The following is a 17,025-nucleotide window of genomic DNA, read 5'->3' on the forward strand; positions in this document are numbered from 1 at the left end:
GCCTTGGCCGGCACCGCCGCCGTGGCCACCGTGCGCTGCGGCGGCGGGGCCATCACCACGGGCGGGGACGGGGTCTCCACCACGGGCGAGGGCCGGTCCACGGCGTAGGTGAGCCCTTCGACGCTGCACGTGCCTTCGATGCAGCCGACGGCCGGCATGGGCGGCTCGCCGAAGTGGCTCTGCCAGTCCGGGCCCAGGTTCAGCGGCTCCGCGATGGGGCGCTGATCCTTGCCCTGCCCGACGAAGGCCTGCATCACGCCCTCCTCGGTGACGAACAGCTCCAGGCGCGCTTCACCCTGGGGAGAGGGCTGGCCCAGCATGGTGCCACTGCGCTCGCCCAGCGCCCACTCGAGGGCCAGGGGCGCGCCCGCGCCATGGTGCACCAGCGCCACGTAGCGGCCGCCCCGGCCAATCAGCATCAGCGCGGCCACCGCGTCCGGCGGCGGGCCCTCCAACAGTTCCTTCACGCGGCGCTTCACCGTGGGAGGAGGCGATTCGGCGCGCACGCGCGCGGTCAGGCGCGCGACGCCGCCCACCAGCCCCACCACGTCCGCGCGCACCCGTCCCACGCGCGCCAGGTTCTCGCCCTCGCTCGCGAAGAAGAGGGGGAGGTTCAGGGGCGGGAAGACGACGGCCTTGTTCTCGAAGAGCACGGGCCTGCCGGCCACCGGAACCGCCAGTTGATCCGGCCCCTCGCCCACCGTCACGCGCTGCTTGCCCGGGGGCACGTCCTCGCGCCGGCCGGGGGCGCTGCGCTGCGGGTCCGCGTGCGCGTGTTCCGCCATGATGGCGACGCCCGGCATCACCGGCTGCGCCCGGACCTGTCCGCTGCGGTAGTACGCCACGCCCAGCACGCCCACCGCCGCCAGCACCAGCAGCGTCGCGGCCGTCTGCGCCACCACGCGCACCGCGCTCTTCATCGTCCGCTTCGCCCGCTCCATGCGCGTCAGCCGCATGGGGGGCATGGACAGCATGCCGCCGGGCACCAGCGGTTCCAGCTCCGCGATGAGCGCGCCCACCGTCTGGTAGCGGTCGTCCGGATCCGGCTTGAGGCACCGCATCACGATGGCGTCCACGCGCGGGTCCAGCCCCGAGCGCTTGCGCGACGGCGGATCGAAGGTGCCCAGCGGCACCTCGCCGGTGAAGGTCTCGTAGAGGATGACGCCCAGGGAGAAGATGTCCGCGCGCGCGTCCGCGCTCTTCGCGTCCACGCGCTGTTCGGGCGCCATGTACGAGATGGTCCCCATGGACACGTGCGTGGACGTGAGCGCGTAGCGCGCCGCCACCGTCGAGTCGTCCAGGAAGGACGCCAGCCCGAAGTCGGACACCTTCGCGATGCCGCCAGCCTGCTGATCCAGCAGGATGTTCTCCGGCTTCAGGTCGCGGTGGATGACGCCCCGGCCGTGCGCGTACTCGATGGCGCGGCAGATTTCGAGCATCCGGCGCAGCAGCACCGGCGTGTCCATCTGCGGGCTGCGCATGAGCTCGCGCAGGGACGGCCCGTCCACGAACTCCATCACCAGGTAGTAGGTGGTGTCCGTCTTCCCCTTGTCGACGATGGCGACGACGTGGGGGTGGCTCAGGGTCGCCAGCGCGGCGGCTTCCTTCTGGAAACGCGCGATGAACGACGGGTCCTTGGCCAGCTCCGTGTTGAGCAACTTGACCGCGACCGTGCGGCCTAGCGAGAGCTGGGTGGCCTTGTGGACCTCTCCCATGCCTCCGGCACCGACGAGCTTCTCCAGGCGGTAGCCGCTGATGAGGTCAGGGGTCCGGGCACGGCTGATGGCGGTGGGCTCAATCGAGGACATGGGCGGGGCGCAGGGCGACGAGGGTAGCAGAAACAGGACGCCGCGTTACCGCTGCTCGCCTGCCGCTTCCCACCTCCCCGTCCGCAGGGCGGGCGGGCGGCCGTGACCCGGGTGCGCTCAGGTATCCCCGGAGGCGGTGCGCAGCACGCTGGTGAGGTTGGTGCGCACCTGGGACAGCGAGGAGCGCATGTTCGCGTGCCGCACCGACGCGCCAATGGCCCGCGCCAGCGACTTGAGCAGCGACACCTCTTCCGGGCGCCAGACGCGCGCCTGGTGGCAGTCCTCGAAGGCCACGAACCCCCACCACTGCTTGGCCGGGGTGATGGGGCACAGGAGCACCGACTGGACGCCCTGGCGCTCCAGGACCTCGCGCATCAGGGGCGGCGCCTCGCGGGACGTGCAGGAGACCACCATCCCCGCCTCCAGCATGTCCATCCAGGAAAGCGCGTAGTCGCGCATCGCGAAGGAGCGCAGCACCGGGTGCGCATGCGGGGACACCACACCCGGCTCCGCCCACGCGTGGCGCAGGTCCGTGAGGAACCGGCCCGCCAGGTTCGTGGTGCGGTTCTCGAAGATGCAGGCGCGATCCACCTTCAGGGTGCGGGCCACCATGCCCAGCGCTTCGGCGCCCGTTGCCGGGCACAGGCCCTTGTCCAGCAGCAACCGGGAGGCTTCGGACACCTTCGTGAACGCTTCCACCATGACCGTCTCGCTTGAAGGGGGGGAGGGGGACACCCCTTCTTGGCGTGGATGCAGCGGCATCCACCTAAAGCCCATTAAGCAGGATTCTTCTGTCGCTGTCAAATGGTGGTTTTGCTGAAATTCTAAGAAGAAGAATGTTTTGGGATGTCCGGTGCCGGAAACGACGACAGGGGCACCCTCGTGAAGAGGGAGCCCCCGTCGGGCACTGCGTCCTGGGGCCTGGGACTACTTGGTGCCGGGCGCCTTCACGGACTCGGTCGTGGTCTCGGTCTTCGTCTCGGAGGCCTTCTCGATGGACTTCGTCTCGGTGCCCTTCTTGACGGCCTGCGTGCGGCCGGAGGGCTTGGTCTCGCTCTTCGCCTCGGTCTTGGTCTCCGTCTTGGTCTCCGTCGAGGGATCGGCCTGCACGCTGCTGGGGGCCGTCTCCGCCTTGGCGGCGGGCGCCTTGGCGGGAGTGGTGGCGAAGGCGGCGGTGGCGGCGAACAGGGCGGCGGCGGCGATGAAGGTCTTCATGGTGGGTCTCGAAGGTCTGATGACGCTCTGCCATCGCGTGATTGCGGTGGTCATCGTCATCGCGGCTGTAGAGGGAGAATGAGGCGTTTTTATTCACTCGGAAGTCGCGCGTTGGAAGACGGTGGAGGCTTCCCGCGCACGGCCTCGCGCGAACGACAACAGGGGCACCTTCGTGAAGAAGGCGCCCCTGTCGGGCACAGCGTCATGTCCGTCCCTTGGAGGCGGGCAGACGGTGCGGCGGCGGGATTACTCCGCGGCCTTCTCGGTCTTCTCGGTGGTCTTGGTGGTGGTCTTCTTGGAGGCCTTCTTGCCCGCGGGCTTGGCCTCGGTCTTGGTCTCCGTCTTGGCCTCGGTCTTCACTTCACCGGTCGCGGGAGCAGGAGCGGCAGCTTCGGTCTTCGCCTCGACGGCGGGGGCCGGCTGCGCGGCGGGGGCGGCGGCGGGCGCGGGGGAGTTGGCGAACGCGGTGGAGGCGGCGAACAGGGCGGCGACGATGACGGTCTTCATGGATGGCTCCGGGGAACGACACGCCGACGCGGAATTGCATCGGTTGTTGTGCGCTGACCCAAGAGCATCCGCCGTGCCAGTTCCGGTTTTGAGCAACTACGCGGGTTTCCCCGGGTGGGAGTGGATCCGCCATGGGGAGAATCTCCTCAGTTGCGATCGCAACGATGGGTGCAAGCTCCCCAGGCAGGCTTGCGGTGCTTTGACGGCACCAACGCTCTTCTGCAAGCTGTGACGCACTCTGCCTTCCCGAGCGTCAGGCGCCGGGACCTTGTATGAGCATGTTGCCCGGCGGTCCTCGTCACGCATGTCGCGCGGCCAGGGGTCGGGAGAGATGGCGTATGCGGCACCTGCTGGTCGCATGGAGCATGGCGTGGCTGGGCCTGGGATGCGCCGCGACCATCCCGCCCGAGCGCCTGCAAGCCCAGGTGTTGGAAACGGAACGCTGGCAGCGCGAGTACCAGTCCGAGCGCGATCGCACCGAACTGCTGGCGACGAAGCTGGCGGCGTTGGAGTCCGCGCTGGAAGAGCTGGCGCAGGAGCGCGCGGAGGCGGAGCAGGCGCGCGCGGAAGCCGAGCAGGGCCGTTCGACGGCGGTGGACGAGCTGGCGCGGCTGGAGACGGAGCGCCACGCGTTGGAAGAGCACAACGCGCAATTGCTGGCGCGGCAGCGCGAGCTGGCGGCGCTGCACGAGGAGTTGTCGGACGTGTGGTACGAATCCGCGCTGGAGCGCGCGCGGCGCCGCACCCAGCCGCCCCTGCCGGGCGAGACGGCCACCGAGGCCACCCGGCCGGTGCCGTGACGTTCGCGAAGCAGCCCCGTCGTTGTCCGGGGCGTCTTCTTCTTCCAGTTCTTCAAGGAGCGTGGGCGTGGCGATGAACTCGCGGACCCCCATCCGTGGCTACCGCGCGGGTTTCTTCTTCGTGGTGATGATGCTGTCGGCCGTCACGGGCTTCACGCTCTTGACGGAGGTGCGCACCGGCCATCAGGTGGACGCGCTGGTGCTGGAGGCGCTGGAGCGCGCGAGCCTCATCGGGCGCATCCGCGTGGACGTGATGTCGCTGGAGTCCGCCATCGAGGCGCACGTGCGCTCCACGGGCGACGCCGAGCGCAGGGAAGCCGACGCGGTGATGGAGGACATCCTGGGCAGCATCCGCCGGGCCTCCGAGGCGTACATGCGCCACCTGCCGCCCGGGGAGAAGGAGGTGTGGCTGCGCTTCAACGGCGCGTGCCAGGGGCTCGCGGATCAGGTGCGCGCGGCGGCGGTGTTCTCGCGGCAGCGCGAAGCGGAGCGCGCCCGGCGCCACCTGGTGGAGAGCATCCGTCCGCTGGCGGCGGAGGTGGATTCGCTCGCGGGGAAGCTCGCCACGGAGAACGCGGATGATGCCCGCGTGCTCGTGGGCCGGCTGGGCACGCTCCGGGTGCGCAACACCGCCCTGGGGGCGGGCACCACGCTGCTGGCCATCCTCCTGTCGGCGCTGGTGGGCTGGCACATCATCCGGCTGCTCAAGCGCCAGGACGCCACCATCCAGGGGCAGATTGAAGAGCTGGGACGGCACAACCAGGAGCTGGATGCGTTCACCAGCCGCGTGGCGCACGACCTGATGGGCCCGCTGTCCCCGCTCAAGGGCTACCTGACGCTCATCCGGCGCTCGGGCTCGGTGAAGGACCCGGGCGCGCTGGAGATGATTTCGCAGTGCGAATCCAGCGCGGTGCGCATGGGTGAGCTGATTGAAGCGCTGCTGCGCTTCTGCCGCGCGGGCAACCGGGGCGATGGGACGAAGGGCGAACTGGACACGGCGGTGAGCACGCTCTTGCTGGAGGTGAGCCAGACGGCGTCGGCGCTGGGCGTGGCGTTGGAGCGCGAACTGGAGCCGGGCGTGCTGGTGGACTGTCCCGCGCAGTTGCTCCAGGTGGTGGCGCGCAACCTGTTGTCCAACGCGGTGAAGTACACGGCGGGGCGGCCGGATCCGCGCGTGAAGGTGCGCGTGGCGACGGAAGGCACGGACGCGGTGGTGGAGGTGACGGACAACGGGCTGGGGATGAGCGCGGCGACGCAGGCATCGCTGTTCCAGCCGTTCTTCCGGGCCGCGGAGGTGCGCGGCATTCCGGGCCACGGCCTGGGGCTGGCCACCACCCGGCGTGTGGTGGAGGCGCACGGCGGCACGCTCACGGTGCATTCAGAAGAAGGCAAGGGGACGCGGATCCACGTGCGGTTCGCACGAGCAGCGCGCACGGCGGCGCCGCTTGTGGTGGAGTCCGGCGCTCAACGGGATCCCTCCTCCATCCGCAAGGCCTCATGAGCTCAGCCCGAATCCTCGTCGTGGATGATGACCCGCATGCGCGGGACCTGTTGCAGCGCCTGCTGGGCGTGCTGGGCCCGGTGGTGCAGGCGGCGGACCCGAAGGGCGCGGCGGAGCGGATGGGTGAGCAGGCCTTCGACCTGGTCCTCACGGACATGGCGATGCCGGACCCCGGCGACGGGCTCAAGGTGCTCCAGACGGTGCGCTCCAACCTGCCGGACACGCCGGTCATCGTGGTGACGGCGTTCGGCAACATCGAGGGCGCGCTGGACAGCATCCAGCAGGGCGCCTTCGACTACCTGTCCAAGCCGTTCGACGTGGACGCCATCATGCGGGTGGCGAAGCGGGCGCTGGAGCAGAAGCGGCTGGTGGAGGAGAACCGCACGCTGCGCAAGCAGGTGGAGCGCACGTCGCTCGTGGGCCGCAGCCAGGCGCTGCTGGAGGTCTACAAGCAGGTGGCGCGAGCCGCGACCAGCAACGTGCCGGTGCTGATTACGGGTGAGACGGGCACGGGCAAGGAGATGGTGGCGCGGGCGCTGCACAAGCGCTCGGCGCGCTCCAGCGGGCCGTTCATCCCCATCGACTGCGGCGCCATCACCGAATCGCTGATGGAGAGCGAGCTGTTCGGCCATGCGAAGGGCAGCTTCACGGGCGCGTCGGGTGCGCGGCGCGGTCTGTTCGAGGAGGCCAACGGCGGCACGCTCTTCCTGGACGAGATTGGCGACGTGGGGATGAAGGTCCAGTCGCAGCTCCTGCGCGTGCTCCAGGAGGGGGAGATCCGCCGCGTGGGCGAGAGCGTCCCGGTGAAGGTGGACGTGCGGGTGCTGGCGGCGACGAACAAGGATTTGAAGGTGCGGGTGACGGACGGGCTGTTCCGCGAGGACCTCCTGTACCGGCTGGACGTGGTGCACCTGCACCTGCCGCCCCTGCGCGAGCGGCGCGAGGACATCCCGGCGCTGGTGGAGCACTTCGCGGCGCTGCATGCGCGGGGAGGTGTGAGGCCGGTGGTGACGGCGGACGCGATGGCGCGGCTCACGGTGTACGACTGGCCGGGCAACGTGCGGCAGTTGGAGAACGTGATGGCGCGGGCGCTCGCGCTGAACGTCACGGGCGTGCTGGGGCCGCCGGACTTCCCGGAGCCCATCGGTGACGCGCCCAAGCGGCTCACCGGGCTCGCGGGCGACCTACCGAGTCTCGCGGAGCTGTCGCGGCGGTACGCGGCGCATGTGCTCCAGCACGTGGGTGGCAACAAGAGCGAAGCGGCGCGGCTGTTGGGCGTGGACCGCAAGACGCTCTACAAGTTGCTGGAGGCGCCCGAAGCGCCGGAGGGCATTGCTCCCTCTGAAGGCCGGAGCTGATCCGGTTCGCTTGGGGCAGGGAAGGACGCGCTTTCCGCCGTTCGTGGCAATGACCGCTGCGGGCGCAAGCCCTGCCCACCCAAGCGGTTTCGCGCGCAGGAGATCGCACCTGGGCCGACGTTGAGGATGTCGGCGGGGACCCGTACCGTAGCGACCTGTATGCGCCGCTGGTTCCCGCTCGGACTCCCCCTGATGCTCTTCGCGTGCGCTCCGGTGGAGCCGCCCGCCCCACTGGTTTCGGCGGATGCGGGCAGCGCGCGCGTCGTGACGGAGCTGGCGTCCGTGGCCTCGTCGCCCGATGCCGAATCGACACCGACGCAATCCGCCGAGGCGCTACGCTCCGCGTGGCAGGCCACCACGCCGGAGTCGTCCGAGGATGGCGGCGTGGCGCATGCCACGGCCTCGGCGCTGATCGAACCTTCGGAGCTCTCTGAGGACGGAGGCGCGAGTGGCGCGCTTTCGCTGGAGCCTTCGCTCTCGCAGGCCCCGTCCCGTGGTTCGAATTCCGAGGCCCTCCCGGGCGAGGAGGAAACGCAGGTCATCACCGAGTCCGAGGTCCCCGTGCTGGAACTGGGACCCGATGGAGAACCGCTGCTCGATGCCGATGACTTCGCCCAGGAGCCTGTTCCCCCCGTCGCCGTAGAACCCTTGCCGGGTGACGCGCCCATCGCGGATGTGGGCTCCACGCCGAATGGAACGCCTGCTGTTGGAGACGCTGTCGCTGAACCGAACGGAACACCGCCCGCGGTGGATCCGGACTCCGACGAGGCCCCCGTTCCCGACGAACCGCTCGCCGCGCTCGACGCAGGCATGGAGCCCTACGCCATTCCCTACGCGCCGGACGCCGGCTCGCTGCGTGTGCGCCGTTCCATCGCGGTGCGCTCGGAACCCCGGCAGGACTCGCAGCCTCTGGGCACGGTGGCCCAGGACATGCGCGTGACGTGGCAGGAGGGCGCGATGCGCGGACCCGACTGCGAGACGTGGGTTCACCTGCAACCCCGCGGCTGGGTGTGCGAGCGCTACCTGGAACAGAACTTCCGCGAGCCCCGCGTGCGCACGCTGCCCCGCGTGGAAGAGGGCGCGCTCACGCCCGGCATCTACGCGCGCGTGGTGGGCCGCCGCGTGCGCGCCTATCCCAGCCTCGCGCTCGCCCGCAGGCGCAAGCAGGGCGTGCTGCTCAAGGGCTCCGTGACGGTGAAGCTCCAGGGACAGGTCAAGGTCGGCCGGCGCACCTTCTGGCGCACGTCGGACGGGCAGTACTTCGAAGCGCGCGTGCTGCGCGAACACCGTCCCTCCGACTTCAGCGGCCTGGACGCGGAGGCGCTCGCCTCACTCCCCATGCCCTTCGCGTGGGCCCAGTCCCGGGCCGCTCCGCGCTCGGATGTCGTCGTGCGCGTGGCCCCGGACTCCCACGCCGACCGCGAGACGGTGCTCCCGCCCCGCACGCTCGTGTCCGTGCGCGAGCTGTCCCCGGATGGCCAGTGGGTGCGCATCGCGGAGGACCACTGGGTGGCGCGCGATGACCTGCACGTCGCGTGGTCGCTGGCGTCCCCGTCCATCGTGGATCCCGGCGCGAAGTGGCTGGACGTGGACCTGGAGTCCCAGGTGCTCATCGCCTACGAGGGCGACCGTCCCGTCTACGCCACGCTCATCTCCTCCGGCAGCCCCGGCACCGACACCCCCGAGGGCCTGTTCCGCGTCTGGGTGAAGTTCGCCGAGGCCGACATGACCGGCAGCATGGGCAACGCCAGCTACCGCGTCGCCACCGTGCCGTGGACCATGTTCTTCGAAGGCGACTTCGCGCTGCACACCGCCTACTGGCACGACCGCTTCGGTGAACCCGTGAGCCACGGCTGCATCAACCTGGCCCCGAAGGACGCACGCGTCCTCTACGGCTGGACCACCCCCGACGTGCCCACCGGCTGGTCCATGGCCCACGCCATGCCCGATGACCCGGGCACCTGGGTGCGCATCCGCGGACAGGCCCGCGTCCAGCCGAAGAAGCGCCGTGGCATCGCGCCCGTGGTCGCCACCGTCAGCGACCTGTGAGCGCCGCGGCTCAACCGCCCAGCACGGACACCGTGACGCGGCGGCGGTGCGGCGACGTGCGGTGCTCCCAGACGTAGACCGCCTGCCACGTGCCCAGGTCCGCCTCGCCGTCCTTCACCGGGATGCTCAGCGTCACCTGCGTCAGCACCGAACGCACGTGCGCGGGCATGTCGTCCGGCCCCTCCGCGTCGTGCTGGAACAGCGGATCCCCGTCCTTCACCAGCCGGGAGAAGAACGCCTCCAGGTCGCGCTGGACGACGGGGTCCGCGTTCTCGCTGATGATGAGCGACGCGCTCGTGTGATGCAGGAACAGCGTGCACAGGCCGTCGCGCACGCCCGAGCCCTTCACCGCCCGCTGCACGTCGTCGGTGATGTCCACGAGGCCCCGGCCCCGCGTGGACACCGTCAGCTCCTTCGCCTGATACACGCGTCCTCCGTCCCGCGGGTCAGCGTCCGTCCAGTCGCTTCACGAGGAACGCGGCCAACTGCTCCAATTCCTCGGTGAGGATGGTGTGCCCACCGTCGAAAGGTAGGAACTCCACCGGCATCCCCACCCCGGTCAACAGGTCGCGCAGGCGCTCGCCTTCCTGGAAGGGCAGCACCGCATCCTGACGCCCGTGCCCCTGGAACACCGGCAGCGCCGGCCGGGCCCTGGCCCGGGGCTTCCACTCATCCTCCGCGACCAGCGCACCGGACAGCAGGCACAGGCCGGCGGGGCACTCCTCCAGCCGCAGCGCTACGTCCGTGGACATCATCGCGCCCTGGCTGAAGCCTCCCAGCACGATGCGGCCGAAGGGCTGCTGGAGCGCCGCCACCGTGCTCATCAACGCACGGCGCGCGGCGGGCATCCCCGGGGGCACCTCGCGGGAGAACTGCTCCCAGTCCCGCTGCTGCCCCATCAGCACCGCCTGCGGCAGCGCGAACCACGCACGCCCCTGGGGCATGCCCAGGTTCTCCAGCGACAGCGGCGCCTCCGGGAACACGAAGCGCACGGCCTCCGCCAGCCTGGGCGAGGCGTTCATCAACTCCGGCGCCAACCCCACCAGGTCCGTGCCCGACGCGCCGAAGCCGTGGCTGAGCACGACCACCAGGTCTGGCTTCGCGCCCTCGGGGAGCGCGTCCACCACGACGCAGTCCAGTTCGCCCAGCTTCGTGCGCACCGCGCGCGGACGGAGGCTCACGGCTGCGCGTCGCTGATGGTGATGTGCTGGATGACCACGTCCTCGTTGGGCCGGTCCTGGCGGCTGCGCGGCACGTTGCCAATCTTCTCCACCACCTCGTAGCCCGTCACCACCTCACCGAAGATGGTGTGCCGGCCGTTCAGGTTCGACGGCGTGCTGGTGGTGATGAAGAACTGGCTGCCGTTGGTGCCCGGGCCCGCGTTGGCCATGGCCAGGATGCCCGGCTTGTCGAAGACGCGCATGCTCTTGAACTCGTCGTCGAAGCGGTAGCCCGGGTCGCCCCGGCCGGTGCCCGTGGGGTCGCCGCCTTGAATCATGAAGCCCGGGATGACGCGGTGGAAGATGGCGCCGTCGTACAGCGGCGTGCCCTCCACGCGCTCGCGCGTCTTGGGGCTGATCCACGGCTGCTCGCCGGTCGCGAGCCCCACGAAGTTGGACACCGTCTTGGGCGCGTCCTTGGAGAAGAGCTTCAGGACGATGGTGCCCTGGTTCGTCTCCATCTTGGCCCAGAGGTCCTGGCCCTCCAGCGCCTTCTTCTGGAAGCCCTTCGCGGAGGCCGCGTCCGTCTGCAGGCTCACCGTGCGGGTGGCCGCCGCGGAGTTGGAGGGGGTCGGGGGCGCCTTGCCTTCGGACTCCTTGTCCTTGGAGCACGCGGTCAGGGCGAGGCAGAGGAAACCAACGGTCAGGAATGAGGTGCGCATGGCGGGCGCATCCTAGCGGCTTTCGGCATGGCCACGGCGTGCTAAAGAGTGCGTCCATCCCCGGAGGTTTGCCCTGTGACAACCGGACAGGAATGGCTGGTTGACGCGAGCGGCTGCTCGCCGGAGAGGCTCAAGGACGCGCCCGCGCTGGCGGTCCTCTTCGAGGCGCTCGTCGTCACCCTGGACCTCAAGGTCGTGGGGCAGCCCCAGTGGCACGTCTTCCCGGAGCCCGGGGGCATCACGGGCCTGGCGCTGCTGGCCGAAAGCCACCTGACCATCCACACCTTTCCGGAGCACGGCTTCGCCGCGCTCAACGTCTATTGCTGCCGCACCCGCGCGCGTCCGGACTTCGACGCGCTGGTGGCCCGCTTCCTGGGGGCCACGTCGTGCCGCGTGCGTGAACTGTCGAGAGGGGTGGAGGCGTGACGCAGGGGGCGTGTCCGTCGTGTGGGGCGAGCGTGGAGTTCACCGCCGGTTCGGCGCAGGTGGTCGTGTGCGGCCACTGCCAGACGGTGGTGGCGCGCGCTGGCGCGGAGCTGGAGGCGCACGGCCAGGTGGCCCGCGTCGTGGAGACCGACTCTCCCCTGCGCCTGGGCCTGGAGGGGCGCATCAACGGCACCTCCTACCAACTGGTGGGCCACCTCCAGAAGGACCACGGCGCCGGTCCCTGGGACGAGTGGTACGTGGAGATGTCCGACGGCCGCACCGGCTGGCTCAGTGAGTCCGAAGGTGCCTTCCACCTGCTCTTCGACGGCGGCGTGGAGGAGGGCCTGCAACTGGACTCCCTCCACCCGGGCGAGCGCCTGCGCCTGCGCAACCGTCCCCTGGTGGTGGAGGAGCGGGGCCACGGACAGGTCACCGCCGCGGAGGGCCAGCTCCCCAGCGACGTCGACCCGTCCGAGGACTCCTGGTACGTGGACGCCACGGGCCCCCGGGGCCTGTTCGTGTCGCTGGACTTCGGCTCGCGTGACCGCGACCCGGAGGTGTTCCTGGGCCAGAAGCTGGAGCTGTCGCAGTTGGGCATTCCGGCCGGGGACCTGCGCCCGCGCGTGCGCAAGGCGCAGTTGCAGCAGGCGCGCTGCACCAACTGCAACGGCCCGCTGGAGTTGCGAGCGCCGGATCAGACGTTGCGCGTGGCGTGCCCGTACTGCGGCGCGCTCATGGACGCGAGCCAGGGCAAGCTCAAGTTCCTCAAGCTGCTCCAGAAGCCGGAGCTTCCCGCAGACATCCCGCTGGGCGCGAAGGGCACGCTCGACGGGGTGGAGTGGATCTGCATCGGCTACCAGGAGCGCTCGTGCACGGTGGAGGGCACGCGCTACCCGTGGCTGGAGTACCTGCTCTACCACCCGGCGCGCGGCTTCACGTGGCTGATGGAGTCCAACGGCCACTGGGTGTTCTTGAAGCCCCTGGCGGCCGGTGACGCGGAGCTCGTCCCGCATGTCTCCGCGCACTACGAAGGCCGGCGCTACAAGGCCTTCCAGTCCGTCCAGGCCGTCACCGACGCGGTGGTGGGCGAATTCTACTGGAAGGTGACCCGGGGCGAGACGGCCCAGGCGACCGAGTACGTCGCGCCGCCGTACTCCGTGAACGAGGACGCCACCGACAACGAGGTCAGCTACACCCACGGCGAGTACCTGTCGCCGGAGCAGGTGCGGGACGCGTTCAAGCTGAAGGAGACGCTGCCTCCGCCCCGGGGCATCGCCCCCAGCCAACCCAACAAGCGCCGGGCGGCGCTGACGACGACGCTGAAGTGGACGGGCGTCTGGCTGCTGGGTTTGTTCGCGCTGTCGGCCGTGCTGCACGCGCGGGCGATGAACGCGCAGGTGTTGGACCTCCAGGTGCAGGTGTCCCCGGGTGCGGCGTCGGGCACGCCCTCCGCCATGCACTTCAGCGAACCGTTCGAGCTTGCGCGCGACGGCAACGTCCGCGCGGAGGTGACCATGTCCACCACGCTCGACAATTCGTGGGTGGGCGTGCAGGGCGACCTGGTGAACCAGGACACGCAGGAGGTGGTGAGCTTCTACGAGGAGATCAGCTACTACCACGGGCGCGACAGCGACGGCTCCTGGAGCGAGGGTGGCAACCACGGCAGCGTGTTCCTGTCCACGGTGCCCAAGGGCACGTACGTGCTGCGCACCACCACGTCGTTCGACCCGGCGATGAAGTTCAAGTCGAACCTGCAAGGCGTCAGCTACCGGGTGCTCTTGACGCACGACACGCCGAACGAGAGCTGGTTCGTCATCGCGCTGGTGCTGTTGCTGGTGGGGCCGGTGCTGTCGTTCATCAGCGCCCACGGCTTCGAGACCGAGCGCTGGAAGGAAAGCAACCTGCAGTAGGGCTCCCTCACGGGACGCACGGTGGAGGTGGACGATGAAGTACCTGGGTGGGTTCGTGCTGCTGGCGTATGCGTGGGCGACCTATACGGGCTGGGCTCCCTTCAGCAACGAGGAGCGCGGACGGGTGACAGGCGATGTGCGGCGCGGCCCCGGCGGCGTGCTGCTGTGGACCGGTGGATTCATGGGAGGCAAGTGATGCTGCTGCTTGGAGTGGTGGTCACCCTGCAGGGAGTGCTGGCGAGCGTCATCTATTCGCTCATCGGTCTGGTGGTGTTCGTGGCCGGCTTCTACGTCATCCGCCTCATCCTCCCGTACGACGTGCACAAGGAGATCGAGGTCGACCAGAACACGGCGCTGGGCATCGTCATCGGCTCTTTCATCCTGGGCCTGGCCATCATCATCGCGGCGGCCATCGGCGGTTGAACGACGTGACGCTTTGAACAAGACGCTGCTGTTTCTCACCGTCCTCGTCATCGCGACGTGTGGGCTCATCTACGAGCTCATCGTCGGGACGCTCGCCAGCTACCTGCTGGGGGACAGCATCACGCAGTTCTCCACCGTCATTGGCGGCTACCTGTTCGCCATGGGCATCGGCAGCTACCTGTCGCGCTTCGTGGAGCGCGGGGTGGCCCAGCGCTTCGTCGAAATCGAGCTGGCCGTGGCGCTCTTCGGCGGCCTGTGCGCGCCGATGCTGTTTCTCACCTTCACGCTCACCAACATCTTCCCCGTCGTCCTCTACGGCACCGTGCTCCTCATCGGCACGCTGGTGGGGCTGGAGATTCCGCTGCTCCTGCGCATCCTGCAGGACCAGCTCAAGTTCAAGGATCTGGTCAGCCAGGTGCTGACGTTCGACTACCTGGGCGCGCTGGCTGCGAGCGTGGCCTTCCCGCTCCTGCTCGTCCCGAAGCTGGGGCTGGTGCGCACGTCGCTGCTCTTCGGCCTGTTGAACGCGGCGGTGGGCCTGTGGAGCACGTGGCTGCTCGCGCCGGTGCTGGCCAACCCCATGCGCCTGCGCATCAAGGCGGTGCTGCTGTGCATGGGGCTGCTCGTGTGCTTCGCGATGGGGGACCGGCTCACCACCTTCTACGAGGACCAGCTCTACGCGGACGAGGTGGTGCACGCGACCAGCTCCCCGTACCAGCGCATCATCGTCACGCGCGGCAAGCGGGGCTTTTCGCTGTTCCTCAACGGCAACCTCCAGTTCGCCAGCATCGACGAGTACCGCTACCACGAGCCCCTGGTGCATCCGGCCATGGGGCGGGCGCGGAAGCTGGACCACGTGCTGATTCTTGGCGGTGGGGACGGGCTCGCGGCGCGCGAGGTGCTCCGCTATCCCGACGTGAAGTCCGTCACGCTGGTGGACCTGGACCCCGCCATCACGCAGCTCGCCACGGGCTACAAGGAGCTGGCGGTGCTCAACGGGCACGCGCTCACGCACCCCAAGATGCGCGTCATCAACACGGACGCGATGCAGTTCCTCACCGAAGGCACGGGCACCTACGACGTGGTGGTGGTGGACTTCCCGGACCCCAACAACTTCGCGCTGGGGAAGCTGTACACGACGGGCTTCTATAAAATCCTGAAGAAGCGCCTGTCTCCGGGCGGGGTGGCGGTCATCCAGAGCACCAGCCCGCTGTTCGCGCGGCGCTCGTTCTGGTGCGTGGAGACGACGCTGAAGGCCGCGGGTTTCTGGACGCAGCCGTACCACTCGCTGGTGCCGTCCTTCGGCGAGTGGGGCTACGTGATGGTGGCGCTGGAGCCGCCCGGCCGGCACCGCCCGCTGCCAGAGGGGCTGACGTTCCTGGATGAAGACACGCTGGAGGGCATGTCGCGCTTTCCTCCGGACATGGCGCCCCTGCCGGCGGAGGTGAACCGGCTGAACAACCAGGTGCTGGTGCACTACTACGAAGAGGAATGGCGTCGGTGGAACTGACGCGGCGGGAGCTGGTGGCCGCGTTCCTGGGGGCCTCCGTGGCGAGCGCCTGTCAGCGCCAGCAGGCCCCGCGCCCCACGGTACCGGGCGCCATCGTGGACCGCGCGGTGGACACCGGCCACAAGCTGCGCGGCGGTCCGCTGCCCCGCGCGGAAACCTTCGAACCGGTGGACGTGCTGATTGTCGGCGCGGGCGCGGCGGGACTCTCCGCGGCGTGGCGTCTGGCCGGCGCGGGCGTGAAGGACGTGCGCGTCGTGGAGCTGGAGGCGGAGGCCGGCGGCACGTCGCGCTCGGGCAGGAACGCCGTGTCCGCGTTCCCGTGGGGCGCGCACTACCTGCCGTCGCCCCTGGAGGACCGGGGCCCGGTGATGCGCCTCCTGCGGGAGATGGACGCCGTCACCGGTGTGGATGCGGAAGGCCACCCGTCGTTCGCGGAGGAGCTGCTCATCCAGGAGCCCGACGAGCGGCACTTCTACCGGGGCCACTGGTACGAAGGGCTGTACCTGCGCGCGGGCGCGAGCGGAAAGGACCTGGAGGAGCTGGAGCGCTTCGATGCGAGGATGAACGCCTTCGCCGCCGCGCGCGACGCGAAGGGCCGCAAGGCGTTCGCGGTGCCGGTGGCGCTGTCCAGTGACGACGCGGAGTGGACGGCGCTGGACGCGCTGAGCATGGCGCGCTGGCTGGAGACGGAGGGCTTCCAGTCTCCCCGGCTCAAGTGGTTCGTGGACTACGCGTGCCGCGATGACTACGGCACCACCTCCGAGCACGTCTCCGCCTGGGCGGGCATCTGGTACTTCGCCGCGCGGCAGAACGGCCAGGGCGAGCGCAGCGACGGGTTCCTGTCCTGGCCGGAGGGCAATGGCCGGCTGGTGCGGCAGTTGCTGTCCTCGCTGGGCCCGCGCCAGGTGGAGCCCAACGTGCTGGTCCACACGGTGGAGCCGGGGGAGGGCGGCTGCCGCGTGCATGCGGTGGATGCGCGCACGGGAGCCCCCCGCGCCTTCCAGGCCCGGCAGGTGGTGCTGGCGTGTCCCCGCTTCGTCGCCGCGCACGTGGTGGCGCCGTGGCGCGAGGCGCGGCCCACGTGGATGGACGCCTTCGTGTACAGCCCGTGGGTGGTGGCGAACCTGACGCTGTCGGGGCCGCCCGCGTCGCGTGGCTTCCCGCTGGCCTGGGACAACGTCCTCTATGAGAGCCAGAGCCTGGGCTACGTGGTGGCCACGCACCAGTCGCTGCGCCAGGACGAGCGCGGGCCCACGGTGCTCACGTGGTACCTGCCCATGGCCGGCGAGGACGTGAAGGCCGAACGCAACAAGGCCCTCTCCGCCACGTACGCGGACTGGGAAGCGCTGGTGATGGCGGACCTGCTGCCGGCGCATCCCGGCGTGGGCGCGCTCACGCAGCGGCTGGAGGTGCAGCGCTGGGGCCACGCGATGGTTCGTCCCGCGCCGGGCTTCCTCTGGGGGGAGGCGCGCAGGGCCGCCGGGGAGAGCCTGGGCAGGCACTTGCACTTCGCGCACACGGACCTGGGTGGTATGGCCCTGTTCGAGGAGGCCAACTGGTTCGGGGTGCGCGCCGCGGAGCGGGCGCTGTCTGGACTGGGACGGACCTCCACCAGTTGGTTGTAGCCGCCGCTTCG

Annotated in this window: 17 protein-coding genes; 10 read left to right on the plus strand and 7 right to left on the minus strand. The window is 69.9% G+C overall.

Going from position 1 to position 17,025, the window contains the following annotated elements:
• From D7V88_RS11455 to D7V88_RS11470, 4 genes are all read right to left on the minus strand, one after another.
• A partial coding sequence (locus tag D7V88_RS11455; RefSeq protein ID WP_147448691.1) for a serine/threonine-protein kinase occupies positions 1–1,808 on the minus strand: 1,808 nt, incomplete at its 3' end.
• A gap of 117 nt (positions 1,809–1,925) precedes the next feature.
• Complete coding sequence (locus D7V88_RS11460) at positions 1,926–2,510, minus strand: GAF domain-containing protein (protein ID WP_120540668.1); 585 nt, start codon at positions 2,508–2,510, stop codon at positions 1,926–1,928.
• A 225-nt stretch (positions 2,511–2,735) separates the two neighbouring features.
• Positions 2,736–3,023: a hypothetical protein gene (locus D7V88_RS11465; RefSeq protein WP_208726232.1), complete on the minus strand. Its 288-nt coding sequence runs from the start codon at positions 3,021–3,023 to the stop codon at positions 2,736–2,738.
• Positions 3,024–3,269: 246 nt separating this feature from the next.
• Complete coding sequence (locus D7V88_RS11470; protein WP_120540669.1) at positions 3,270–3,530, minus strand: hypothetical protein; 261 nt, start codon at positions 3,528–3,530, stop codon at positions 3,270–3,272.
• A gap of 338 nt (positions 3,531–3,868) precedes the next feature.
• Between D7V88_RS11470 and D7V88_RS11475 the strand changes: the two genes are divergently transcribed.
• The 4 genes from D7V88_RS11475 (at position 3,869) to D7V88_RS11490 (ending at position 9,238) form a co-directional block, all read left to right on the plus strand.
• Positions 3,869–4,330 carry a hypothetical protein gene (locus D7V88_RS11475; RefSeq protein ID WP_120540670.1) on the plus strand — a complete coding sequence of 154 codons (462 nt, stop codon included), beginning with the start codon at positions 3,869–3,871 and terminating at the stop codon, positions 4,328–4,330.
• 73 nt (positions 4,331–4,403) lie between these two features.
• Positions 4,404–5,831 (plus strand): sensor histidine kinase, encoded by a 1,428-nt coding sequence (locus D7V88_RS11480; protein WP_120540671.1) that lies wholly within the window; start codon positions 4,404–4,406, stop codon positions 5,829–5,831.
• Positions 5,828–7,189 carry a sigma-54-dependent transcriptional regulator gene (locus D7V88_RS11485; RefSeq protein WP_120540672.1) on the plus strand — a complete coding sequence of 454 codons (1,362 nt, stop codon included), beginning with the start codon at positions 5,828–5,830 and terminating at the stop codon, positions 7,187–7,189. The genes D7V88_RS11480 and D7V88_RS11485 overlap by 4 nt, the downstream gene beginning before the upstream one ends.
• Positions 7,190–7,348: 159 nt before the next feature.
• Positions 7,349–9,238 (plus strand): L,D-transpeptidase family protein, encoded by a 1,890-nt coding sequence (locus tag D7V88_RS11490; protein ID WP_244238104.1) that lies wholly within the window; start codon positions 7,349–7,351, stop codon positions 9,236–9,238.
• Between the two features lie 10 nt (positions 9,239–9,248).
• Here D7V88_RS11490 and D7V88_RS11495 read toward each other — a convergent pair whose 3' ends face one another.
• From D7V88_RS11495 to D7V88_RS11505, 3 genes are read right to left on the minus strand one after another with little or no spacing between them, the layout of a single operon-like run.
• Complete coding sequence (locus tag D7V88_RS11495) at positions 9,249–9,665, minus strand: secondary thiamine-phosphate synthase enzyme YjbQ (protein WP_120540673.1); 417 nt, start codon at positions 9,663–9,665, stop codon at positions 9,249–9,251.
• Between the two features lie 19 nt (positions 9,666–9,684).
• Complete coding sequence (locus D7V88_RS11500; protein ID WP_120540674.1) at positions 9,685–10,419, minus strand: alpha/beta hydrolase; 735 nt, start codon at positions 10,417–10,419, stop codon at positions 9,685–9,687.
• Positions 10,416–11,120 carry a peptidylprolyl isomerase gene (locus tag D7V88_RS11505; protein ID WP_120540675.1) on the minus strand — a complete coding sequence of 235 codons (705 nt, stop codon included), beginning with the start codon at positions 11,118–11,120 and terminating at the stop codon, positions 10,416–10,418. The genes D7V88_RS11500 and D7V88_RS11505 overlap by 4 nt, the downstream gene beginning before the upstream one ends.
• 75 nt (positions 11,121–11,195) lie before the next feature.
• Here D7V88_RS11505 and speD point away from each other — a divergent pair, with 75 nt between their 5' ends.
• From speD to D7V88_RS11530, 6 genes are read left to right on the plus strand one after another with little or no spacing between them, the layout of a single operon-like run.
• Positions 11,196–11,546, plus strand: coding sequence for an adenosylmethionine decarboxylase (gene speD, locus D7V88_RS11510; RefSeq protein ID WP_120540676.1), 351 nt, complete (start codon positions 11,196–11,198; stop codon positions 11,544–11,546).
• Positions 11,543–13,456: a DUF4178 domain-containing protein gene (locus tag D7V88_RS11515; RefSeq protein WP_120540677.1), complete on the plus strand. Its 1,914-nt coding sequence runs from the start codon at positions 11,543–11,545 to the stop codon at positions 13,454–13,456. Before speD ends, D7V88_RS11515 begins: the two co-directional genes overlap by 4 nt.
• Before the next feature lie 34 nt (positions 13,457–13,490).
• Positions 13,491–13,652 carry a hypothetical protein gene (locus D7V88_RS43630; protein WP_167509839.1) on the plus strand — a complete coding sequence of 54 codons (162 nt, stop codon included), beginning with the start codon at positions 13,491–13,493 and terminating at the stop codon, positions 13,650–13,652.
• Entirely contained in the window at positions 13,652–13,879 is a 228-nt protein-coding gene (locus D7V88_RS11520) for a DUF350 domain-containing protein (RefSeq protein ID WP_120534707.1), read from the plus strand. The genes D7V88_RS43630 and D7V88_RS11520 overlap by 1 nt, the downstream gene beginning before the upstream one ends.
• A 13-nt stretch (positions 13,880–13,892) precedes the next feature.
• Positions 13,893–15,389: a polyamine aminopropyltransferase gene (locus D7V88_RS11525; protein WP_120540678.1), complete on the plus strand. Its 1,497-nt coding sequence runs from the start codon at positions 13,893–13,895 to the stop codon at positions 15,387–15,389.
• Entirely contained in the window at positions 15,371–17,014 is a 1,644-nt protein-coding gene (locus tag D7V88_RS11530) for an FAD-dependent oxidoreductase (protein WP_120540679.1), read from the plus strand. Before D7V88_RS11525 ends, D7V88_RS11530 begins: the two co-directional genes overlap by 19 nt.
• Positions 17,015–17,025: the final 11 nt, after the last annotated feature.

This window comes from Corallococcus terminator, assembly GCF_003611635.1.
Lineage (GTDB): Bacteria > Myxococcota > Myxococcia > Myxococcales > Myxococcaceae > Corallococcus > Corallococcus terminator.